This is a genomic window from Mesorhizobium sp. FG116 (assembly GCF_057809835.1).
The window spans coordinates 13,333-33,694 of the sequence record NZ_JBMDKS010000020.1 but is presented as its reverse complement, the minus strand read 5'-3'; the positions used below and the strand labels follow the sequence as shown (position 1 = coordinate 33,694).

The following is a 20,362-nucleotide window of genomic DNA, read 5'->3' as shown; positions in this document are numbered from 1 at the left end:
GCTTTCCATTTCTCCGGTCGAGAGGTTGATTGCCATGAGCAAGTCAGAAACGATGTGGATTGCCTTCCCTAACGGGGGCACCCTGCCGAAAGACATCACCAAGTCCAGCGAGCGGAAAGTTGGTCCGCATGAAGCGGTGCGCGTGCCGCTTGCCTATGGCAAGCACCTGATCGAAGACCGTTTCGCCTACGAGGCCGAAGAGCCGAAGAAGGCCAAGGTTGAACGCGGCGGCGGTTCGAAGATGGATATCGCCAAGCTGGAAAGCGCTGTTTCGCAGGCCGAACTCGACCTGACCAACGCCGTCGACGACGCCGCCCGGCAAACCGCCGAACAGGCGCTCAACGCGGCGAAGGATGAACTCGCCAAAGCGCAGGGCTGACAATGGACTGGGGCGCGGCCGAGGCGAAACTGGAGACAGTTGCCGCCTCGGTCTTCGACAAGGATGAACTGCTTGTCCTGCCGCGCAAGGAAGGCGTCAGCGTCAACCAGCCGCGCGTCGAGGACGGCAGCCGGGCAGCATTCAGCGCGCGCGGCACGTTCGAGACCGGCGTGCCGGCGCTTACAGCTTCCGGCCGCTTTGCCGGCGATCCTTCCGGCAAGGCGCTCCCCGTCAGTTTTGAGGCCGTCGTGACCGCACATGTGGCCTACTGGCCTCATGTTCCCGGCCGTGGCGACCGTATGACGGTCGGCGGCAAAAGCTACGACATCATGAATGTCGACAGGGACGGCACGCAGCGCTCCGTCTTTTACCTCAACAGCAGCCGGTAAGGGTTCATGTTTTCCGCCGAAGCCCTGCGCCTCGCCGCAATCGAGGTGGTGACGCCCTATGCCGCGTTGCTGGCTGGCACCGGCTTTCCGACGCTCGCCGGCAAGCGGGCTTATGACAGCCGCAGCGTCGCGGTCGGCGACCTCGACGAGGCGCTGGCCTATACGCCGGTCCTGTCATTCTACACCGCATCAAGCCGGATCGCGCAGCGCGGCGACGCCGCCGCATTCGACGACGGCGAATGTGAAGCGGTGCTGGAAATCGTCGCAGAACTCGCCGTGGCCGAGAAGGACGAAGAGAACGTTGCCTATGCCGACGCCATGGCGGGCGACGATCCTGAGGCGCGCCTGGTCCTTGCGGCGCTCGTCTCGCAGGTCATCTACCTTTTGACCGAAGCGGACGCGGGCGAACTGTTCCGCAAGTTCCATCTTGGCATTCGTCGCATCGAGGAAGAGCCGTTCGCCGTGCCGAACCTCGGCCTGCGCTGGCAACGCACCACGATCAGGCTCACTTGCGGCATTCCGCAGGACCGTTTCGACCGCGTCAATGGCGGGCTGCCGGAGCCGGTGAAGGGGCTAGCGGCAGCTCTGCCGGAAGGTTCCTACGCGCGCACGAAACTTGCCGCGCTCGCCGCCCATTTCGAGGGACAGGCCCCGACGCCTCTGGCTGGGACAGCCATTTATACCGCGCCCGGTACCGACCCGATCGCCTCCACAGGAGACCTTGATGCCTAAGCGTTATCGCCTTGCCGACCCGGCCTGTATGGTTCCGATGCCGGATCGCGGCGGCCGGCTGTTCACCCAGTCGCCGGACGGCGAAAGCATCGATCCGGAAGATCCTTTCTACATGGCGCTGATCGCCGACCGCAACATTGTCGAGGTGGCAGATGTACCGGTGCCAGCCACCGCCAATCAACCCGCCGCAGAGCCGCGCGGCAAGAGCAAAGGGAAATAGAGATGCCCGTGTTCAACACCATCCCCGGCAACATCGTCGCGCCGATCTTCACCTTCGAGATCAATTCCGGCGGCCAGTTCGAAAACGCGGCGCGTCTTCTGCTGGTTGGCCACAAGATCGCGGCCGGCAGCGCCGCGCTCGACGTCCCGGTCATGTGTTCGTCGACGCTCGAGGCGAGGCAGCTTTTCGGAGCCGGCTCGATGCTGGACGATATGATGCGGCTTGCGCGCCGCAACGCGCCGGCGCAGGAAATCTGGTGCCTGCCGGCAACGGAGACCGGTACCGCCGAAGTGCGCACCATCACGGTCAATTCTGTGCCGGCTGCAGGCGGCTATGGCGTCATTGAGGTTGCCGGCGAGACGATCGGGATAACAATCGCCGCCGGCGATACCGCGGCAATTGCTGCCGCAGCGCTCAATGCCGCGATCAACGGCTACTGGAACCCGCTTACCGAAGCGTCCCTGCCATACACGTCGGCCGTTGCCGGCGCGGTGGTGACCTTGACCGCGCGGCACAAGGGCCTCGCACTCTCGGACATCGATATCGCCGTTCCTGTCCTGACAGGCGCGAATGCGTTCACCGGCAATGTCACATTCGCCACCACCACGGCAGGCGTCGGCAGCCCCGACCTGTCCGCAGGATTGGCAGCTCTCGGCGACGATCCGTTCGACTGGATCGTGTCGCCGTTTGCGGATGTAACCAATGTCGGGCGCTACAAGGCGCTGTTGTCCGACGTGGCCGGACGCTGGGCATGGAACCGGCAGGTCTACGGCCACGTCTTCTACCCGCAGACCGACACCATCGCCAATCTGACCACTGCAGGACTGGCGCAGGACAATCGCCATATCAGCCTGATCCCGCGTCCGTCGGCGGCATCGGTGCCACAGCCTTCCTGGCAATGGGCGGCGGCGATTGTGGCGCGCATCGTGCCGTGGCTTGCGGACGGTTCCACCGGCAATGTCTCGCGCAACCAGACGGGATTGTCGGTCGAGGGCATCGCACCGCCGCGCGACCGGTCGAAATGGTATGGCTATGCCACGCGCGACGCTTTCCTGCGTTCCGGCGTCTCGACCTGGTCCGTCGACCAATCTGGAAGGGTGCTGATCGACAAGATGATCACCATGCAGCGCACGACGCTGGGCGCGCCCGACACGACGTTCCGCGATGTCCAGAAGATCGGGCAACTGGTCTATGCGCTGCGCAAGTTCCGCACCGACCTGATGTTCGAACACGGCCAGAAGGCGATCGCGAACGACAATCCCGGCAATGTGCAGTCCGTTTCGACGACTCGGGATATCGCCGCCACCTTCATGCACTCCTACCAGTCCATGGTGCTGACCGGTGTGCTGGAGAACGCGGACGAAGCCGCCAAGCAGTTGCGGGTCGAGCGCAATGCCGACAATCCGAACCGTGTCGACATCTATGCCCCGATCGACATGGTGAACCCGCTCGACATCGTGGCGGCGAATGCCGTGGTCTATTCGCAATTCCGCCAAGCTGCGTGATTGCACGCGACGGCCGGACGGTCGCCGCAACTTCTAGAACAATCATCGATCAGGAAAGGACAGGATCATGGCCGGACGCGATTTCGGCGGCAGGATCACCGTGACCGGCTCGCCCGGCTACCGGCTCTCGCTGCGCGGCACCGTCAATATTCTCGGCGCGCATCAATCCAACGACGCGGTCACCAATCAGGACGGGAGCGTCGACCGCATCATCACGCCGGATGCGCCGGGCGCGGAGGTGGTTTTTGCCGATGACGGCATCAACTACGACCAGCTTCTCAACGCCGACCGCCACAACATCACCATCGTCGAGGAAAAAACGGGCGTAACGCATATGTTCACGTCAGCCTTCTGGACCGGCAAACCCTCGGCCAACCGCATCAATGGCGAGCTTTCCCAGCTCGGTATCCGTGCAGATTCCTACCGGAAGCTCGGCTGATGTCCGAAAAGGTGGTTCCGCTGTCGCGGAAATACGAAGCACACGGGCAGACCTTCGACAGCGTCACTTTGCGGGCGCCAAAGCTGCGCGACCATATCGCCATCGGCGATCCGGTCGAGGTGCATTCTGGTCCGGACGGGCAGGGCCGTTTCGTGATCGAGCATCTTGATCGCATCGAGGCCTATCTCGACCGGCTGCCCGTCGCCGGCAAGCCCGGGCGGGAATGCCTCGACGATCTCGACCTCGTCGACTCGATTGCCGTGAAGGATGCCGTGACGGGTTTTTTTACGGAAGCGCACAAACGGCGCGCCAAGCTGACGAACTCGTCTTCCGGGCCGGACAGCGGATCGACGTGATCGGCGACCTCGATTTCGATGAAATCGGCCGATGGTTCGACCGGTTTGTGAACTGGGCCGAGCGAACAAGGGTGAAGCGTGGCTAACCGCGAGATCGAGGCAATCCTCAAGATCAGCTCGAAGCTGGGTTCCATGCGAGCCTTGCAGACGCTGCAGAAGGAACTGGGTAAGGTCGACCGGCAGGCAAAGGCCTTCACCCGGTCGCAGACGCTCATGGCGTCGACAAGCAGCCGGGCAATTGCCGCCTCGATGCGCCTGTTGGCGCCGACGGCCATTGCCTATGGGCTCAAGAACAGCGTTACCGCCTATGCGGCGGTCGAGCGGCGGCTGAACCGGATCGCGGTCAACGCGGGCAAGGGTCGTGACGCAGTTGACGGCATGTTGAAGACGATCAACCGGACCAGTCGCGACTACGCGATCAGCCAGGATGAGGTGACATCGGGTCTGGAGACGCTTGTCGCGGCCGGACGCTCGGCTGAGGACGCGATGAGCTTCCTGCCTGCCGTCGCCGCAACAGCCCAAGCGGCTGGGGCCGATATCGCCGATATTGCCACGACGGCGGATGCGGTCGGCAATTCCTTCGATATCGCCGGCGACAGGATGCAACGCGCCTTCGATATCCTGGTGACGGCCGGCAAGCAGGGCAAGTTCGAACTCAAGGACATGGCGCAGTATCTGCCCTCGATGGCGCCGGCCTTTGCCGCCCTTGGGTATCGAGGCGAAAAGGGCCTCGCGAAGCTTGCGGCGATGCTCCAGACGATCCGCCAGCGCACCGGCTCGGCAAGCGAGGCGGCGACCGCGGCACAGAACATCTTCCAGAAAATGGAGAGCGACGAGACAGTCAAGAAATTCGCCAAGTTCGGCATCGATCTCCGGAAGGAACTGGGCCAAGCCCGCAAAGAGGGCCGCGACCTAGTCGATGCGTTCCTCGATCTTGCTCAGAAAGCGACAAAGGGCGATTTGTCGAAGATCCCTCAATTGTTCACCGATGCCCAGTTCCAGGTTGGCATGCGTGCATTGCTGCAGGGTCGAGAGGACATGGAAGGTTTCCAGCAAGCCCTTGCCAATGTCGATGGGGCAACGCTGCAGGACCTCGCCCAGATCCTTGCAGACAATCAGTCCAAGCTCGACCGTATGGCTTCGTCGTGGGATCGGTTCAAGACATCGCTCGGAACCACCGTTTCAAACCCGATCTCGCAGGCGCTGGACGGAGTGAGCAACTTCCTCGATTTTGACGAGGCGATCACACAAGGCTTGACCAAGCGCGGGCTGAACCCCAGCCAGCAAAGCATCTGGCGCGCGCGCAACTGGTTCGATTCAGAAGCGCGGGGGCTGGTTGCTTTCGAGGGCGGGTGGCGTTCCGAAGAGGGTAAGAAAGCAGAGGCCGGCCTAATGGCTGTCTCGCCCGAACTGCCATCGAGGCGGCAGGATGCCGCCGCATCTCACCTTGATGTAAGGAATCTCCCGGCGCTGGTTCCAATACCAACGCCGCGACCGAACCCAAACATGGTGTTGCCGGAGCTGCGTTACGACAGGTTTGTCGCGCCGTCACCCGAAGGCATGCGTCAGCAGGCAGCAGCCGACGAACAGAGCCGGATCGCGGCGCTTGATGCCGCACAGCCCGGTGGCATCCGCGAAGCCATGATGGGTGAAGCCGGCGATGCCCTGAAGGATGGGGGCGATCAGGCTGCCCAGTCGATCAAGCTTGCGGGCACCAGTCTCGGTAACGCGGGCGACCAGGCAGGCAGCGCCATATCGAGCGCGGCCGACGCCATCGTGCGAGCCGGAGAGCAGGCCGCCGCTGCCATCCGAGCGGCTGCGGCCGATCTGATGCGGCCGATCGGCAGCCTTGGTGGCCGCTCGTCGGGGCAGTTGGCCACCGGCAACCCCGGACGCACGATGCCCAATGCGGGCCGCTTGCCTGGCCCCGTTTGATCCGAGAGGAAAGTCATGGCGAGGAACTGGCTTGGCACGCTGCGGCGGGCATCGTTTCGTGGCGTCTCATTCCACGTCGAGGCCGAAGACGGCACTGTCGGCCGCCGCATTGCGGTGCACGACATTTCGGGTGGCGCAGCGCCGGTCACCGAAGACATGGGCGTGCTGGCCCGGGGTTTCTATCTACGGGCCTACGTTGCGGGCGACGCGGCTGACAGAGCGGGTCACGCACTGGAAGCTGCGTGCGCGGCACCGGGGCCGTCGCTTTTGATCCTGCCGATCGATGCTGCTCGCATGATGCATTGCGTCAGTTGCCGACGGCATCGCGAACGCGACCAGGCGGGTTACCTCGCCTACGACCTCGATTTCGTACAGGCGGGCGTAGCGGCAGCCTCGGCGGGAAACGCGCTTGCAGGTCTACGTTCCATTTTCGTAGCCGGGGCGGCGATCGCCGCAGCGGCGTTGGCGGGATTGTAAGTCATGGACGAGACGTTCACCCTGCTTCTCGACCTTGCCGATCGCCTTGTCAGCGATGGTGAGGACCTTGCCCGCGTGTCAGGCTTCGCCGCTGCCGGGACGAATGCCGCGGCGCTTGATCTAGCACGCCTCGTCGGGGAGGCGGCGGAGCCCTCATCGCTTGTCGACGCCGTCAGCAAGCTCGATCCTGATGGCGTGGCGGCACGCTACTGTCTCGCTGTCGCCAGTTGCTTTGCAGCGGTGCGAGCCGACTATCCGTCCCGGCAGGATGCGATTGCGGCGCGTGCGCGGCTGTCGGATGAGGTTGCCGCTATCTATCCTCTCCTTGGGCAGGCTGGTGCGGATGCGGTTGACTTCCTGGTGATGCTCTCTGGGGCCGCCGTGCGCGCCCTGTCGGATATCGCAGCCAGCCGCGCTCCGCTAGTGCGCGTCGAAACCAACGTATCGCTGCCTTCGACCGTGCTGGCGTACGATCTTTACGCGGCACCGGAACGTGCAGCCGAGCTTGTGCAGCGCAACAGAAGCGCCACCCCGCTGATCATGCCCGCGACACTCGAGGCGGTTGCAACCTGATGCTCGAAGACGTCAAGTTCATTGCAGGCGGCAAGGTTCTTCAGCATAGATCGTGTTCGCTGTCGGCATCGGCCGAAGAGGCGGTCCGGAGCGCCAGTTTCGAAGTGGCGTGGACCGGTTCCGGCCTGCCATGCATGCCTGACGATACCTCGACCATCACCGTTTCCGGCGAGCTTTGGGGAACCGGCTACGTCCGCGATGTCAATGGGCAGCACAATGCCACCGACAGGGTCTACCAGATCAGCTTCGTCTCGCGCACCTGCGATGCGACCGAATGCTCCATCGATCACGCGACCATGCTGGCGAGCGATGTCGACCTTGTCGGGGTTGCAGAGACCTTCGATACCCTTGGCATCGGCGTGGAAGGCTCGCCGAAGACCGAGAAGAAGCGCGTTCATAAGGTTGTGCCGGGCGAAAGCCTGTTCGATACGCTCGAGGCTGAAGCGCGCTCGCAAGGCGTCCTGATCCACGACACGCCGCAGGGCAAGCTGAAGCTGGCCGACAAGCCGGAAGGGCGGCACGGTAGCGGTCTGACGCTTGGCGTCAACATCATCGAGGCGTCCGGCCAATTGAGCGGAGCAAAGGCCTTTTCACCGATCAAGGTGCGCGGACAGGCGAGCGAAGGGGTTAATGCGTCGGCTCTGCGCCCCGAAGTCGAGACGCGGGGCTCGGCAAAGCGGAAGCGGCCGCTGATCGTTTTGCAGGAAGGTGAGAGCACATCCTCCCGTTTGAAGCGCCGGGCCGACTGGGAGGCGCGGCGGGCGTCGGGCGACGGCATTTCTGCGACGGTGACGACGCCCGGCTGGCGCGACGGTGCGGGCCGGTTGTGGACGCGGAATTTTCTTGTTCCTGTCGACGATGCTTGGCTGGGGATAGAGCAGGACATGATCATCGCCGCGGTCAACCTGCGACAGGATGGACGAGGCGGCACCGTGGCGGAATTGACGCTTAAGGATCCGCGCTCGCTTGGCGGCGAAAATCCGCGCGGCAAATCCAGCGATGCCTGGGCGGCGCCGGAGACTGCCGAACCAGACTATCGCGAGGACGCCGATGTTTGACGCCAACCTGACCCGGATGGAATTCGACGGCACGGTGGCGCACCGGGATGGCCAGCAGTTCGTCGACGGTCGCGGCTTTGCCGGCGACCGTTTCGAGCGCGCCCACAGGATAGAGCCGCACGGCTTTGCCAGTTGGCCAGTCAAGGGCGGTATCGGCGTTGTGCTGGGCACACGCGGCCGCAGGGACGCAGCCTACATTCTGGGCGGCGAACATCCCGTCTTGCGGCCGCAGATCGCCGAGGGCGGCACTGCAATCTACGATCATGCCGGCAACATCGTGTCGGTGGTGATGGCCGAACTGCGGATCGTGCACTCGACCAAGGTGACGATCGTTGCGCCGGAGATCGTGCTCGATGGCAATGTCAGGCTCGGCGGCGAGGATGCCGACCGGCCGGCCTCAGCACAAGGCACCGTCGACAGCGCAGGCCACATTGAGGCCGACAATTTCGCGGCCAAGGTCTGGGTGAAGTGATGCGCATCGTTCCGATAACAGGGCCGGCGGAACCGCTGCTCGACCCGGAATTGGTGTGGAACGGCCGGATCGGCGACCTTGCGCTGACCGACCTTGCCGATCCGGTCAATCCGGGCGGCTTGCGCAACGGTCATGCGATTACGACCGCCGTTCTGATCTGCCTGATGACCGATCAGCGCGTCGAGCCCATCGAATTGCGCGACGGCGATGCAAACCGGGGCTGGGCAGGGGATGCATTCGACCTTGTAGATGGGGAAACGCCGCTCGGTTCGAAGCTGTGGCTTCTCAGGCGGCGGGCACTGACGGCCGAGATCGAAGTGCTGGCGCGCGACTATGCGCGAGAAGCCTTGCAGACGCTGATCGATCAAGGCGTGTTCGTGCGCGTCGACGTTGAAGCCTTAGCGATCCGTGCCCAGTCAAGGCTGGAAATCACGGTCGCCGGTTATGGCCGTGACGGGGTGCGGACTTACGAGCAGCGCTACGCCGTTTTGTGGGAACACGTTTAAGCTTAGGGAAAACACCATGGGTTATCCGGTTCGCACGCTGGCGACGATCTCGCAAAGCGTGCGCGGCGCCGTGCGCCAATACCTGCCCGGCACGGATGCGAGCCTTAAGCAGAACGTGCTTACCGTTATCGGCAAGGTCCAGTCCTTGCTGGCTTTCGAATACGAGTTGCGGCTGCAATGGCTCTACGACCAGTTGTTCCTGACTTCGGCAACGAGCGAGGCGATCGTTGTGCTTCAGGCAGCCGAGTACGGGGTGCTGCGCAAACCTGCCGCGGCCGCCAAGGGCGTCATTTCCGGCATGGCCGAGCCGAACATCATCTATCCGTCCGGCGTACGCTTCGTTTCCGGGGCGCAGACCTATATTACCACGGAGCCATTCGTGGTGGATGCGCTCGGCAACTATTCGGCCAAGGTTCGCGCCGAAAAGCCGGGCGAGATCACCAATCGCGACAATGGAGCGGTGTTGACCCTTGTCGACCCCTCGCTCTACCCGGATATCGCCACGACAGCCTTTGTCGATGCCGGCGGGCTGGGCGGCGGGGCGGACATCGAGACGGTCGAGGATCTGCGCCAGCGCGCTTTGCGCCGCAAAAGGACGCCGCCGCAGGGCGGGGCGCTGTCGGACTACGAGCGCTTCGCGCTCGACGTGCCTGGCGTGGTTGGTGCATGGGCAAGGAAGTTCGCCAACGGCAACGGCGTGGTCGGCACTTGGGTGCTGTTCAAGGGACGTGAAAACGGCATTCCGACGCAGGCCGACATCAATGCAGTGCAGGCATATATCGACGAACGCCGGCTTGTACGTGTGGATTTCCATGCGGTGGCGCCGCGCGCGATGCCTGTCGACCTGAAGATTGCGCTTTCGCCGGATACGGCAACGACGCGCGCGGCGGTGACTGCGGCGCTGGCGTCATTCTTCGACGCGACTACTCGACTTTCGCGCATTCGGCCAAGCCTGCCTGACGATCCGTTCATCCTGCCGATCGCGTGGATTTCAGAGGTGATCTCGACAACCCCGGGAGAGGCCAGTCATACGGTCATGGAGCCGGCGGCGAACCTGGTGTTCGCACCCGGCGACCTGCCTGTCCTCGGTACGATCGAGTGGTCTTGACGTCATGTCGCGACACTTCGTGAATTCCGCGTGGGTGGACTACTACGCGGCCGATGGCGGACCGGTGAGGATCGTCGACTGCAGCGAGCCCGATGACGGCATCCTGGTCGACACACGCGATGTGCTGTCCGACCCGGAAGTCGAGACGTTGTTGCCTTCGGGACTTGCCCTATGGCCGCGCGGGGCGGCATGGGGAACACCTGACGGTGAAGCGCCTTCGACTTCAACGGTGATCGCCGGGCTGACGCGCGTTCTGCTGGCGCCGTTCGCCGAACTCTATGGAAGGGCGTGGAGGATCAGCGAGGAATCTCGTGCCTCGACAATCGTCGACAGCCTATCTGACTGGGAGGAGGAGTACGGCCTTCCGGATCCTTGCGTCAGCGTCGACCAATCCGAAGAGCTCCGCCGCAAGGTGTTGCGGGCCCGGGTGCGGTCGCTTGCGACAATCACTCCGGCCGATGTCGTCAAGCTGGCGGCTTCGCTCGGCTATGTCGTGGCGCTCGAAGAGCCGATCTCGTTTCTGGCCGGCGAAAGCGGTTGCGGCGAGGGCGAAGTGGCGTCGGCCATGCTTGATCTGCAATGGCTGGTTCACCTTCATGACCTTCCGACGACGGAGTTCGAGACCGGCATTGGTGAGGCCGGCATCACGAGACTGCTCGATTTCGACATAGGCACGATCGAGTGCGCGGTGCGACGCATCGCGCCGGCCTGGACCTATCCGATTTTCAGCCTCGCGCCGTTGCCGATCGGGTTCGTTCTTACGACCGAGGCGGGCATCCGCATCGTTACCGAAAACAACGCGGCGTTGCTTGCCCCGTTCACTCCGGCCGCCTGATCACTAGGAGATACCGATGAAATACAATCAACCGCCGGGCATGGCGGAGGGTGCGCCATATATTGACGGTGACCGCAGTTCAGGCACCAAGGGCTCAATCGTGCCCGCGGCGGCTATCGAACACCCCCAGCGCGAACTGAACCACCTGATCGATTTTGCTGGACTAACACCGGCCATCGACGATCTAGAACAGGTGCGGAAGGCAATCGAAGCTCTGATCGCCGCGGCCACCGGTGGTGGCGACACTTCGCAGTTTCTGCTTGTTTCGCAGGCGAGGGCCAGGCTTCCGATCTTCCCCGAGATTTCGACCGCGGATGGCAGGATCAATGTCAGCAGCCCTGGCGCGGGGACGGTGCTCGTGCCGCCGGCGGTTTCCTTTCAGCATCGGGGCATTTTTCCGGTCAACACGAGCAGCTACGACGAGCCCAGCCGGACATTCGCCACCTTGGCGAACAAGACCTATCACCTGCGCTGGAACCCGGTCGACGGCTTTGGCCTGAAGGATGTTGCAAATCCGGCCTACAATCCGCTTGCCAAGGCAGAGTCGGCGATAGATTTCGACAGCACTTATGACGATATGCTGGTTTCGAGGGTCGTCACCAACGCAGGCAACGTGGCCACGATCACTGGCCTGATGAACAAGAACGTCATGACCGCCAACGGCTATGGTGCGTCTGCGCCACTTGGTGCGGCGGGATACGATCCCGTCAATCCGTCCCTGTTGTGGGAGGTCGGGATCGACCCTAACACAGTGACGCGCTTCGAGACGCAATTCATCAACTGGTCGCGTCGGCCGGAAACATACATCACCGCATTAGGAAGCCTTAGGACTGCGTCGCCGGTGACCGAGCTGACGCTCGGCGTTCGGCCTCTTAGCAGGTATGCCGTGGCGGTTTGGGCCCACGGCGACCACGGGCATTCCACAGCATGGGCAGCGAGGGCTTGATCCGTGGCAGATATCCGCATTGATGAACTGCCCGAGATAGCTGCTCCTGGATTGAACTATGTCGTTCCCGCAATGGGCGAGGGTGCGGCCGGGAAGCTGACGATCCCCCAGATATTAGCGGGTTTCCATCTTTCTGCCGAAGGCCTTGCGCTTGATGACGACGATGAGTTCGGGTACGGCGATAGCAACGCATCTTGGCTACCGAAACGGATAAGTTGGGCCAATCTGAAGGCGGGAATTGCATCCGCTTCAATGACCTTGGCCAGCAAAACGCTGACCGCACCCAAGATCAACGACGCTTCTGCGACCCATCAGTATATTTTAGTGCCGTCCGAGTTGGCCGCCAACCGGAACGTCACGCTTCCGCTGCTGACCGCGAATGACGAGTTCGTGTTCAAGGATTTTGCGCAGACGCTCAACAACAAGACGATCGGCGATGCGCTGCAAGGCACGCTTCTCGCCGGTTCCATTTTCGGCCTCATACTGTCGAACAACGTCGCCGATGCGACGAATGACATCGACGTAGCACCTGGATGGGCAGCCAGCGACAATGCGGTTCCCGCTCTCATGGTGCTAGCGGCGGCCCGTACGAAACGCCTCGATGCGGCATGGGCGGTTGGCAACAACCAAGGCGGCCTCGACACAGGTGCGATTGCCAACACGACCTATCATGTCTGGCTTATCCGTCGCCCGGATACCGGCGTTGTCGATGTGCTTTTTTCCGCCTCGGCAACGGCGCCAACGATGCCTGCGAACTACACGCAAAAGCGCTATCTCGGCCCCATTGTACGGGCCTCTGCTGCCATTCGTGGCTTCAGGCAGTCTGGCAACTTGTTCATGTGGAACACGAAGATTGCAGACCGGAACAGCACTGCGGCGTTTGCCGCGGCGCTGCTGACGCTAAGTGTTCCGACCGGCATCAATGTGAAGCCGATTGTTGAGGACATCGCGTCTGTCAATGTAAGTTCGACCGCGACAATCTCCATCGGTGGCGCTGCCTCCGGCGGCGTAGAAATGCAGATTGCATCCTTGGCTTCCGGCAGCGGGGCTGGCCTCCCTGGAGTGGCAAATCCGCCCCCGGTCTTTGAAACCAACACCAGCGGTCAACTTTACTATCAGGTCGTCGTTTCTAGCGGATCCTTCAGCGTCAACACGTTGAACACATTGGGCTTTATTTTCGAGAGGGGCAGGTAGATGGTCTTTGCAGAACGCAGCACAGGAAACGAGATTGTCGGCCTCTATGCGATGGCCCAGCCGGGATTTGCGGAGGAGGAGCTGGCGGACGACGATCCTGAAGTAGTTGCTTTCAGCAATCCGCCTGTGCCGCCAAGGGTGATAGTTCTCTATCCGGTTGATCTTTGGTCGCGGCTTACGAACACAGAAGCCGAACAGGTAGAGGCGGCGATGATGGGGCAACCGGTCCGGGTGCAGAACATTTTCAGAGCCGCTTCCTCATACAGAAGCGACCATGAGCTATGGGCGCTTCTTCAATCCGTTGCGGTAACGCTGTTCGGAGAAGCTCGCGCCGCTGAAATACTAGCGGCATCGTGAGCCTCGATGATTGCCCGGCGGCGCGATACAAGATGCTTCCCAATCGCCTGGCCGGGGACTTCGACAAACCTATAGAGCACACTGCCCACGATGATGGATGGGGCCAGCGCCATCGAGCCGGCCACGAGCACTTTTGTTTGCCATGCAACATCCCATGCTTGCAGAAAAGGCGTAAGCGGTGATGCAAAAATCAACAGCGGATGAATGAGGTAGACACTGTAGCTCACCAAACCGAGGTAGAGTGTCGTGCGGTTGACCAGAACAACTACAGGCTTCAGGGCTTGGGATAGGACCAGCGCCATAAAGGAAGCTCCCCATATCGCGATGGAAATGGCCTCTGGTGGCGTAAACATCGCCGTTTCCGCGCCGATTTTGGGGTGTATGGCGACCGCGATGGCCACGCCAAACACGCTTAGTGCGAGGCAGGTCTTGGCGACCAAAGCACGACTGTGATCTGGAATTGTCTCGTAGATGCGAAAGGCCAGCATCCCAAAAAGAAAATACGGTGCATTTGTTATTGGGTGCGTCAAATAGAAGTATGGGCGGGGTTCAGTAACGAGTGTCGAAAACCACCGGTAGACGAAAATAGAAAGCAAAGTGATGGCAGCGCATCCTAATATTGACCGCATTCTAACGAGAAAAGGAAACGCTGCATAAAAGAGCATTTCTATCCCGATTGACCAGCCGGCGGGAACAACGCTGTTTTGCGATCCTGGTGTCAGACTGAAGAGAAATGTCGCGCTTAGTAGAATTTTTTCGATGCCTGGCCTCGGTAAATCCCACCACGACAAGTAGACGAGCCACGCCACGATCATTGTGTAAAACAATGGGGCAATGCGTGCGAAGCGACGGATAGCGAATTCGGTCAGACTGCCGCGAGCCGAAAAGCCTGATCTGTAGCGAAACGACATCGAAAATGCACTGATAATGAAGAACAGCGGCACACCCATGGCGAAAAATTTGACAAAGACACCGTGGGGAATGCCGATGTCATGGATGTATGCGGAGTGAAGGACGACAATGGCACATGCCGCAATGCCACGGAGTGCGTCCAAACCTTCAACGCGTTCTAGCTTCATCGACTATTCCCCCCGCGACATCATATGTACAGCCGTTTGGCTGAAATCTTAACTGGTTGGGTCGTCGTCTTAGGTCGAAAACGTATGAACAAGATCAGGGCGCGCAACTGCCTGAAATGCTTCGTGGAATCTCGCCGCGCCAACGTCGGGAAATAGGGGCCCGAGTTTGTCAAATAGGTAATGTTCATCAGTCGTAATGCGGGGAAAATTGACGAAGGTCGCAGGAATATCGTTGCGCACTAGGGCCTCAACAAGCGCGGCAAACTTCTTCGCAAGAACATTTTCCTGATTGTCGCCAACCGTTGTGTCCCAAAGACCCCCTGCAACGGGCTCTCCATCTGTTTGGCCTGTGGTCTCGAGTTGGACCAGTCTTCGGCTGGCTGCCGCGCTTGCAATATCGCGGACAGGAACGATCACATGTTGGAATATAAAACCCGACGCGAGCAAATCATCTATGTGGTCGCACAGGTACGGGCTCTTGACGATAGTTGGGCCATTGCGGTCAAAAATATCCCATTCTAGGCCGGCTCTTGCTTTGGGGAAGTAGGCGATCTCAGTGGACTTGGGTGGGGAATTGGGAAAGCCTGTATCCAGCCCTAGTTCTGTCATGAACTGCATCAGAAAGGTCGTCCCCGCCCGGCCCGTCCCCGTGATATAGACGCGGCCTCTTTCTTTGGATGCGAAAAGTTTGCGCAGCCTCTCAATCATGCCTGGTCCTTCCTTCTTTCGTGGGTGGGACACCATCTGCGCCGCGCGTCAGGCCGGACTGCGCGGTGGTTGTCCCTTCTAGGCAGGCTAGACGAGCTGAACAAGCTCAAAGAACCCTCTTGAGCCCAATCCCACACAACGTCTGGGACCGCCAAAAGGAATGAACGCAGGCCACGATACCGAATGGTGGGCGGGCAGGGTGGCCCCCAACAGCGCCGCCGGTACGCCGGCAACGCCGTCGACGTGGCCGGGATCACGACGCAACGCAAGCACGGATGGCAACTGATGACATGCAACGAGGCCGAAACGGCTCCGATACGGCCCGGCTATGGCTGGGCGATCACGCTGCAGGGGGTAGCCGGGATGTTCCCGGCAGGGGCGACATATCGGGCTGAGTGCCGCAAGAAGCCTTCCGACGCTTCGGCGCTGTTTTCACTGACCACGGCCGACAACGAGCTGTTGCCGCAGGATGACAAGCTGATGCTGTCGATTCCGGGTGAGAAAACCGCGACATGCGCCGCCGGCATTGTAGGTCTCGACATCGTCCGCACCGATGTCGAGCCGGAAGCCTACCAGAACATCGAACTGACCATCCAGGTCGCCTTGCCCTACACGAAGGCGGTGGGGCAATGACCAGCATTGCCGTTCGCCGACCCGCGCAGGGCGTCCTCAAGGTGCGCAGTGCCGACAACGCCGTGAAGGTGGAGATCGGGCTGCCACCCGGCCAGCCTGGCGCGAAGGGTGAGCCGGGGAAGGTCGTAGAGATGACGCAGGCGGAGCTTGCGGCACTTGCCGGCGAGGATGCGCTACCGGACCGGACCATCATCCACGCCACCGACACCGGCATCCTAGCCGTGCCGCTGACCGCGTCGACCTGGCGCGAATACCGACCGATCCATATCGGACCTGATGAACCGGCGGATACAGCCGCCATCTGGCTGCAAACCACTTAAAAGGAGAGAGACGATGACTGTGCAGAACTCAGTGGCCGTGCGCAATGCGCGACTCGATGCCTTCGAAACCACCGTGGGCACGTCGCCCATCCTCAAGATCAGAACGGGTGCGCAGCCGGCAAACTGCGCCGCCGCCGATGCCGGCACGGTGCTTGCGACGCTCACGCTGCCTTCCGACTGGATGGCCAACGCCTCTGGCGGCACCAAGGCCAAATCCGGTACGTGGCAGGACCCAGCAGCGGACGCGACTGGCACGGCGGCCCACTACCGCATCTATGCATCTGATGGCGTTACCTGCCATGAGCAAGGCAGCGTCACTGCCAACGGTGGCGGTGGTGACCTCACCGTCGACAATGTGTCGTTCGCGGCGGGCCAGAACTTCACGATCACGGGTTACAGCCGCGCTGCCGGCAACGCCTGATCGGGGTGATTTGTGCCTGTAGCGCCTGTCCAATCAGCGAAGGGCACATCGACCCTAGCCACGGTCACAGCATCGTTTCCGGTCGCCACGACGGCGGGGAACGTGGTTGTCCTGACCATTGCCGCCGATGATTACAACGACAATCCCGGTGCCGGATGGACCCAATCCGCCGGTATGGAGCAACTGGTCAATCACGGCGGCTACCTGTGGTGGCGGAAATCAACCGGCGAGACGAGCTTTCAGTACACGATAGGGTCCGCCACCAATTCATCGTGGACAATCGCGGAGTATTCAGGGCTAGACGCATCCCCATACGACCGGTCTGCGGGCCAATCTGCCAACGGTTCCGATAAGACTTACACCACGCCGGGCCTGACACCGCCAGCCGGCGATTATTTGATGGTGGCTGCGGTCAATTTCAACCGAAACAGTTCCAGCCAAGCCGGCAACACCGTCACCGGATGGACCAATTCGTTTACCGCCCTGCAGGATATCGGCTCGGGCGGCAGTGGCAGCAATTGCACTACATCCCAAGCTTACCGGACGGTCACGGCAAACGGATCGACAGCCTATTCGACAGGCGCGACATCCAGCATTGATGTGCACAGCGCATCCGGCCTCATCATCGCCTTCAAGGTGGCGAGCGGCGGGAGCGGGATATCGGGTTCCGCGTCGATCACCGAAGATGCCGACACAGCTTCGGGAACCGGCGCACTCGACATTGCCGGCGCGGCGTCGATAACTGAAGCATCTGATACCGCCACTGGCACCGGAACGCTTGATGTTCAGGGTGCGGCTTCGGTCACTGAAGCGGATGACACCGTTGCCGGCGGCGGTGCGCTCGACCTGTCCGGGTCGGCAACCGTCACAGAGAATGACGACGCGGCTACCGGAACAGGCTCGGGCGACGTTTCAGGTGCCGCGACCATTAGCGAGGAAGGTGACGTTGCTTCAGGGTCGGGAACACTCGACCTTACCGGCACATCTGCCATCGTTGAAACAGACGATGCCGCCTCAGCCGCGGCCACGCTAGAAATTTCGGGTGCCGGCGTCGTTCAGGAAGACGATGACAGCGTAGGTTCGACCTCGACGGTTGCGATCATCGGCGCGGCGGACATCACCGAGGATGACGATGTCGTCGCGGCTACGTCCGGCGGCGGGGTCGCCGGGTCTGCGAATGCCGCAGAAGACAATGACGCGGTTGCCAGCACCGGTGTTGTCGCCATTGCGGGCACTGGCAGCGTCCAGGAGGCCGACGATGACGTCACCTCTGGCGCATCGCTTGCGATCACGGGCGGTGCGGATGTTGCCGAGGATGATGACGTTGTTGCAGGTTCCGCGGCCGGTGGCCTGACAGGAGCTGCTGCAGTCACCGAAGACGACGATGTCGTTACCGCCGCCGGCGTGGTTGCCATTGCCGGACATGGGACGGTCGCGAAAGACGATGACAGCGTGGGCGCGGTTGCCGAACTGGCGATTACCGGAAACGCCGCGGTGGACGAAGCTGACGACTTGGTCAGCGGATCTTCTGTCCCGGTCGATGGCGGGGCGAAGATTTGGATCAACGGCGAGTGGGTTTCGCTGCCGCTGAAGGTTCATGCCGGCGGTGCATGGGTGGCTGCCGCTGTGTGTCGGCACGACGGTACTGGCTGGCACTGACATCTACTGACAATCGGAAAGGAACGAACCATGCTCGTCCGCAACTGGCGGGCCGTGCTGCGCTATGCGTGGACGGTACGCCTGGCCATCATCATCGCCCTTTTGAACGCCGTGGCAATCACCGTCTCCATAATCACCGGGGCGCTGGTAATGCCGCCGATCTGGCTTGCCGTCCTCAACGGCGCTCTCGGCTTTGCCGTAGCCATAGCCCGGCTTGTCGACCAAGCGTTGGGAGGCCGCGATGTTGAATAAGCGCCTCACCCCCTCCAAGCGGGCCAAGGCGGCGATTGCGGCTGTCGTCGCGGCCTCAACGTCGATAGGCGGCGTGCAGTATGTCACTCGCCCCGGCGAGCCGCCTATCCCTGCCGCCGTCGAACTGGCATCGAAGGCACTGGTGCAGCCGTGGGAAGGCCGCAAGTTGCGGGCGTATCTCGACCGCATCGCCAAGCCGCCAGTCTGGACCGTCTGTGACGGCGATACCGAGAACGTCACGCCTGGAATGATCGAGACGCCCGCCGGCTGCGACAAGCGGCTCAACAAGCGCCTCACCAAGGATTTCTATCCCGGCCTGCTCAAGTGCGTACCGGGGTTTGCAAAACGCCCGCTCGCTTGGCAGGCGATGATGATTTCCCTCTCCTACAACATCGGGACCGGGGCTGGCTGTCGCTCGACTGCGGCACGGCTCGGCATCGCCGGCCAGTATGTCGCCAGTTGCCAGGCTGCCACCGCCTTCAATCGTGCGGGCGGGCAGATGATCGTCGGCCTCGCCAAGCGCCGCGAGATGGGTGACGCCACTCGCATCGGCGAAGGCGAGCTTTGCGTGTCGGGGCTGGACTGAAGCCCTCCCAATCCCGTGCCGGCCGGGTCTGCCGGTAACAACTGAAGGAGAAGACCGATGACGGTCCGAGCAATGTTCTACGTCAAGCAGATCAACCACCACACCACCGCTGATGAGAAGTCGGTGAATGTCGAGGTGAAGATGGGCGCGGCGTTTGGCGGCTATCTGAAAGGCCTTCCGGAAGGGAATGGCGATTGGTCGAAATGGACACCCTCGGGTGACCTTTCGATCACCATCACCAACCCGGCAGCGATCGAGCAATTTGCCCTTGGTGAGGTTTACGAACTGACCTTCGAGAAGGCCGTCAAGGCTTCTTGATCAATCCTGCGCCCGGCTGTCTCAGCCGGGCGCTTTTCCATGAGGTGCAAGGCAATGATCGATCCTCGCGTATTTACTTCCAGCATGCTTGGAGCGGCTGCGGGAACCGCTGCCGTCATCCTCATCGGCGTCGCGGCCTTCTGGATTTGGCTGGCGATATGACCATCGTGCTCGCCATCTGGAAGGTCATTCGCCCAATTCTGACCTTCGGCATCACGCTTCCCCTGTGGCTGTTCCTCGCCGCCGGCGTGTGGCTCTACGTCGACAGGGCTTCGGCCGTGCGCACTGCCGTCAGTGATGCTGCCACCAAGCTCGTCGCCGGCGCCCAGATAGAGGCTTTGCAAGCGCAACTCCTCGAGGAACGCCGTGTGCGCGCCTGGGAGGATGGCAAGGCCGATGAAGCGCGCCTGGTAGCTGACAAGGAACGTGCCGCCCGAACCGAACTGGCCACGCAGTTGGCAATCACCGAAGACGAAAAGAAAGGGTTGGCCGATGACCTTCAGGCCGTGCGCGAGCGCGAGAGCGACAATGATTGCGTTGTCGATCAGTTTCTCTTTGACCGGCTGCGCAACAAATAGGTTTCAGAAGTCCCTCAACGAAGCCCACGCCGATCGCGCACGCGCCCACGCTGCGCAGGTGGCTTTGCAGGCCGCCGACAAGGCGATCGAGGAGGCGAGGCGCATGCCGGAATATCCGCAGGAGTGCCGCACCGAGTGGCGCAGCGGGACGCTTTTGACCGACAAGCAGTCGGTTTCCAACATCAAGTATGACCAGGCGCTTGGCGGCGCCAACAGCCAGATCAGGAAATGCGCCGGCTGGTACGACCAGACACGCGCGGCACGGGAGCCGAAATGAACGACATCATCCTTTGGGCTTTGCTGGCGATGCTCGGCCTGATCTTCGCG

28 protein-coding genes are annotated in these 20,362 nt (G+C 61.8%); 26 read left to right on the top strand and 2 right to left on the bottom strand.

Translation table 11 applies throughout. The features are described from left to right. Nucleotides 1–34: 34 nt before the first annotated feature. From ACODTY_RS16020 to ACODTY_RS15940, 17 genes are all read left to right on the top strand, one after another. A complete protein-coding gene (locus tag ACODTY_RS16020) occupies nt 35–379 on the top strand; it encodes a hypothetical protein (RefSeq protein ID WP_488995210.1) in 345 nt (114 codons plus the stop codon). 2 nt (nt 380–381) lie between these two features. Beyond that, nucleotides 382–768, top strand: coding sequence for a hypothetical protein (locus ACODTY_RS16015; protein WP_488995209.1), 387 nt, complete (start codon nt 382–384; stop codon nt 766–768). Between the two features lie 6 nt (nt 769–774). Continuing rightward, complete coding sequence (locus ACODTY_RS16010; protein WP_488995208.1) at nt 775–1,500, top strand: hypothetical protein; 726 nt, start codon at nt 775–777, stop codon at nt 1,498–1,500. Further along, nucleotides 1,493–1,720, top strand: coding sequence for a hypothetical protein (locus ACODTY_RS16005; RefSeq protein WP_488995207.1), 228 nt, complete (start codon nt 1,493–1,495; stop codon nt 1,718–1,720). The genes ACODTY_RS16010 and ACODTY_RS16005 overlap by 8 nt, the downstream gene beginning before the upstream one ends. A 2-nt stretch (nt 1,721–1,722) precedes the next feature. Further along, on the top strand, nt 1,723–3,225 hold the full coding sequence (locus tag ACODTY_RS16000) for a phage tail sheath subtilisin-like domain-containing protein (protein ID WP_488995206.1): 1,503 nt from the start codon (nt 1,723–1,725) through the stop codon (nt 3,223–3,225). 67 nt (nt 3,226–3,292) lie between these two features. Further along, on the top strand, nt 3,293–3,664 hold the full coding sequence (locus ACODTY_RS15995; protein WP_488995205.1) for a phage tail tube protein: 372 nt from the start codon (nt 3,293–3,295) through the stop codon (nt 3,662–3,664). Next, on the top strand, nt 3,664–4,020 hold the full coding sequence (locus tag ACODTY_RS15990) for a phage tail assembly protein (protein WP_488995204.1): 357 nt from the start codon (nt 3,664–3,666) through the stop codon (nt 4,018–4,020). Before ACODTY_RS15995 ends, ACODTY_RS15990 begins: the two co-directional genes overlap by 1 nt. 78 nt (nt 4,021–4,098) lie before the next feature. Then, nucleotides 4,099–5,955, top strand: coding sequence for a phage tail tape measure protein (locus ACODTY_RS15985; RefSeq protein ID WP_488995203.1), 1,857 nt, complete (start codon nt 4,099–4,101; stop codon nt 5,953–5,955). A 15-nt stretch (nt 5,956–5,970) separates the two neighbouring features. Beyond that, nucleotides 5,971–6,432, top strand: coding sequence for a DNA circularization N-terminal domain-containing protein (locus ACODTY_RS15980; RefSeq protein WP_488995202.1), 462 nt, complete (start codon nt 5,971–5,973; stop codon nt 6,430–6,432). A gap of 3 nt (nt 6,433–6,435) precedes the next feature. Next, nucleotides 6,436–7,005, top strand: coding sequence for a hypothetical protein (locus tag ACODTY_RS15975; protein ID WP_488995201.1), 570 nt, complete (start codon nt 6,436–6,438; stop codon nt 7,003–7,005). Then, nucleotides 7,005–8,063: a phage baseplate assembly protein gene (locus ACODTY_RS15970; RefSeq protein ID WP_488995200.1), complete on the top strand. Its 1,059-nt coding sequence runs from the start codon at nt 7,005–7,007 to the stop codon at nt 8,061–8,063. The genes ACODTY_RS15975 and ACODTY_RS15970 overlap by 1 nt, the downstream gene beginning before the upstream one ends. Beyond that, a complete protein-coding gene (locus ACODTY_RS15965; RefSeq protein ID WP_488995199.1) occupies nt 8,056–8,535 on the top strand; it encodes a phage baseplate assembly protein domain-containing protein in 480 nt (159 codons plus the stop codon). The genes ACODTY_RS15970 and ACODTY_RS15965 overlap by 8 nt, the downstream gene beginning before the upstream one ends. Then, nucleotides 8,535–9,041, top strand: a complete 507-nt coding sequence (locus ACODTY_RS15960) for a phage GP46 family protein (RefSeq protein WP_488995198.1) — start codon at nt 8,535–8,537, stop codon at nt 9,039–9,041. Before ACODTY_RS15965 ends, ACODTY_RS15960 begins: the two co-directional genes overlap by 1 nt. A 16-nt stretch (nt 9,042–9,057) precedes the next feature. Next, nucleotides 9,058–10,149: a baseplate J/gp47 family protein gene (locus tag ACODTY_RS15955; RefSeq protein WP_488995197.1), complete on the top strand. Its 1,092-nt coding sequence runs from the start codon at nt 9,058–9,060 to the stop codon at nt 10,147–10,149. 4 nt (nt 10,150–10,153) lie between these two features. Further along, on the top strand, nt 10,154–10,984 hold the full coding sequence (locus ACODTY_RS15950) for a putative phage tail protein (protein WP_488995196.1): 831 nt from the start codon (nt 10,154–10,156) through the stop codon (nt 10,982–10,984). 16 nt (nt 10,985–11,000) lie between these two features. Then, nucleotides 11,001–11,930: a hypothetical protein gene (locus tag ACODTY_RS15945; RefSeq protein WP_488995195.1), complete on the top strand. Its 930-nt coding sequence runs from the start codon at nt 11,001–11,003 to the stop codon at nt 11,928–11,930. Between the two features lie 3 nt (nt 11,931–11,933). After that, on the top strand, nt 11,934–13,124 hold the full coding sequence (locus ACODTY_RS15940; protein WP_488995194.1) for a hypothetical protein: 1,191 nt from the start codon (nt 11,934–11,936) through the stop codon (nt 13,122–13,124). A gap of 293 nt (nt 13,125–13,417) precedes the next feature. Here the strand turns inward: ACODTY_RS15940 and ACODTY_RS15935 are convergent, their stop codons facing one another. Together ACODTY_RS15935 and ACODTY_RS15930 are read right to left on the bottom strand one after the other, a co-directional pair. Continuing rightward, on the bottom strand, nt 13,418–14,560 hold the full coding sequence (locus tag ACODTY_RS15935; protein WP_488995193.1) for an acyltransferase family protein: 1,143 nt from the start codon (nt 14,558–14,560) through the stop codon (nt 13,418–13,420). Between the two features lie 69 nt (nt 14,561–14,629). After that, nucleotides 14,630–15,268 carry a hypothetical protein gene (locus tag ACODTY_RS15930; RefSeq protein ID WP_488995192.1) on the bottom strand — a complete coding sequence of 213 codons (639 nt, stop codon included), beginning with the start codon at nt 15,266–15,268 and terminating at the stop codon, nt 14,630–14,632. Nucleotides 15,269–15,553: 285 nt separating this feature from the next. Here ACODTY_RS15930 and ACODTY_RS15925 point away from each other — a divergent pair, with 285 nt between their 5' ends. From ACODTY_RS15925 to ACODTY_RS15885, 9 genes are all read left to right on the top strand, one after another. After that, nucleotides 15,554–15,901, top strand: a complete 348-nt coding sequence (locus ACODTY_RS15925; RefSeq protein WP_488995191.1) for a hypothetical protein — start codon at nt 15,554–15,556, stop codon at nt 15,899–15,901. Continuing rightward, a complete protein-coding gene (locus ACODTY_RS15920) occupies nt 15,898–16,221 on the top strand; it encodes a hypothetical protein (protein WP_488995190.1) in 324 nt (107 codons plus the stop codon). The genes ACODTY_RS15925 and ACODTY_RS15920 overlap by 4 nt, the downstream gene beginning before the upstream one ends. Nucleotides 16,222–16,234: 13 nt before the next feature. Further along, a complete protein-coding gene (locus ACODTY_RS15915) occupies nt 16,235–16,642 on the top strand; it encodes a hypothetical protein (protein WP_488995189.1) in 408 nt (135 codons plus the stop codon). 102 nt (nt 16,643–16,744) lie between these two features. Further along, nucleotides 16,745–18,301, top strand: a complete 1,557-nt coding sequence (locus ACODTY_RS15910) for a hypothetical protein (RefSeq protein WP_488995188.1) — start codon at nt 16,745–16,747, stop codon at nt 18,299–18,301. Between the two features lie 30 nt (nt 18,302–18,331). After that, entirely contained in the window at nt 18,332–18,553 is a 222-nt protein-coding gene (locus tag ACODTY_RS15905; protein ID WP_488995187.1) for a DUF7940 domain-containing protein, read from the top strand. After that, complete coding sequence (locus ACODTY_RS15900; RefSeq protein ID WP_488995186.1) at nt 18,543–19,139, top strand: lysozyme; 597 nt, start codon at nt 18,543–18,545, stop codon at nt 19,137–19,139. Before ACODTY_RS15905 ends, ACODTY_RS15900 begins: the two co-directional genes overlap by 11 nt. Nucleotides 19,140–19,196: 57 nt before the next feature. Then, the gene (locus tag ACODTY_RS15895; RefSeq protein ID WP_488995185.1) at nt 19,197–19,457 is read left to right on the top strand and encodes a hypothetical protein; all 261 of its coding nucleotides are present in this window, start codon (nt 19,197–19,199) and stop codon (nt 19,455–19,457) included. Between the two features lie 158 nt (nt 19,458–19,615). Then, nucleotides 19,616–20,035, top strand: coding sequence for a hypothetical protein (locus ACODTY_RS15890; RefSeq protein WP_488995184.1), 420 nt, complete (start codon nt 19,616–19,618; stop codon nt 20,033–20,035). 58 nt (nt 20,036–20,093) lie between these two features. Continuing rightward, the gene (locus tag ACODTY_RS15885) at nt 20,094–20,312 is read left to right on the top strand and encodes a hypothetical protein (protein WP_488995183.1); all 219 of its coding nucleotides are present in this window, start codon (nt 20,094–20,096) and stop codon (nt 20,310–20,312) included. Nucleotides 20,313–20,362: the final 50 nt, after the last annotated feature.

Bases quoted from the DNA above. Each gene is read 5' to 3' on its own strand.
- ACODTY_RS16020 (WP_488995210.1), top strand. From the start codon at position 35: ATGAGCAAGTCAGAAACGATGTGGATTGCCTTCCCTAACGGGGGCACC.
- ACODTY_RS16015 (WP_488995209.1), top strand. From the start codon at position 382: ATGGACTGGGGCGCGGCCGAGGCGAAACTGGAGACAGTTGCCGCCTCG.
- ACODTY_RS16010 (WP_488995208.1), top strand. From the start codon at position 775: ATGTTTTCCGCCGAAGCCCTGCGCCTCGCCGCAATCGAGGTGGTGACG.
- ACODTY_RS16005 (WP_488995207.1), top strand. From the start codon at position 1,493: ATGCCTAAGCGTTATCGCCTTGCCGACCCGGCCTGTATGGTTCCGATG.
- ACODTY_RS16000 (WP_488995206.1), top strand. From the start codon at position 1,723: ATGCCCGTGTTCAACACCATCCCCGGCAACATCGTCGCGCCGATCTTC.
- ACODTY_RS15995 (WP_488995205.1), top strand. From the start codon at position 3,293: ATGGCCGGACGCGATTTCGGCGGCAGGATCACCGTGACCGGCTCGCCC.
- ACODTY_RS15990 (WP_488995204.1), top strand. From the start codon at position 3,664: ATGTCCGAAAAGGTGGTTCCGCTGTCGCGGAAATACGAAGCACACGGG.
- ACODTY_RS15980 (WP_488995202.1), top strand. From the start codon at position 5,971: ATGGCGAGGAACTGGCTTGGCACGCTGCGGCGGGCATCGTTTCGTGGC.
- ACODTY_RS15975 (WP_488995201.1), top strand. From the start codon at position 6,436: ATGGACGAGACGTTCACCCTGCTTCTCGACCTTGCCGATCGCCTTGTC.
- ACODTY_RS15970 (WP_488995200.1), top strand. From the start codon at position 7,005: ATGCTCGAAGACGTCAAGTTCATTGCAGGCGGCAAGGTTCTTCAGCAT.
- ACODTY_RS15965 (WP_488995199.1), top strand. From the start codon at position 8,056: ATGTTTGACGCCAACCTGACCCGGATGGAATTCGACGGCACGGTGGCG.
- ACODTY_RS15960 (WP_488995198.1), top strand. From the start codon at position 8,535: ATGCGCATCGTTCCGATAACAGGGCCGGCGGAACCGCTGCTCGACCCG.
- ACODTY_RS15955 (WP_488995197.1), top strand. From the start codon at position 9,058: ATGGGTTATCCGGTTCGCACGCTGGCGACGATCTCGCAAAGCGTGCGC.
- ACODTY_RS15950 (WP_488995196.1), top strand. From the start codon at position 10,154: ATGTCGCGACACTTCGTGAATTCCGCGTGGGTGGACTACTACGCGGCC.
- ACODTY_RS15945 (WP_488995195.1), top strand. From the start codon at position 11,001: ATGAAATACAATCAACCGCCGGGCATGGCGGAGGGTGCGCCATATATT.
- ACODTY_RS15935 (WP_488995193.1), bottom strand. From the start codon at position 14,560: ATGAAGCTAGAACGCGTTGAAGGTTTGGACGCACTCCGTGGCATTGCG.
- ACODTY_RS15930 (WP_488995192.1), bottom strand. From the start codon at position 15,268: ATGATTGAGAGGCTGCGCAAACTTTTCGCATCCAAAGAAAGAGGCCGC.
- ACODTY_RS15925 (WP_488995191.1), top strand. From the start codon at position 15,554: ATGACATGCAACGAGGCCGAAACGGCTCCGATACGGCCCGGCTATGGC.
- ACODTY_RS15920 (WP_488995190.1), top strand. From the start codon at position 15,898: ATGACCAGCATTGCCGTTCGCCGACCCGCGCAGGGCGTCCTCAAGGTG.
- ACODTY_RS15915 (WP_488995189.1), top strand. From the start codon at position 16,235: ATGACTGTGCAGAACTCAGTGGCCGTGCGCAATGCGCGACTCGATGCC.
- ACODTY_RS15905 (WP_488995187.1), top strand. From the start codon at position 18,332: ATGCTCGTCCGCAACTGGCGGGCCGTGCTGCGCTATGCGTGGACGGTA.
- ACODTY_RS15900 (WP_488995186.1), top strand. From the start codon at position 18,543: ATGTTGAATAAGCGCCTCACCCCCTCCAAGCGGGCCAAGGCGGCGATT.
- ACODTY_RS15895 (WP_488995185.1), top strand. From the start codon at position 19,197: ATGACGGTCCGAGCAATGTTCTACGTCAAGCAGATCAACCACCACACC.
- ACODTY_RS15890 (WP_488995184.1), top strand. From the start codon at position 19,616: ATGACCATCGTGCTCGCCATCTGGAAGGTCATTCGCCCAATTCTGACC.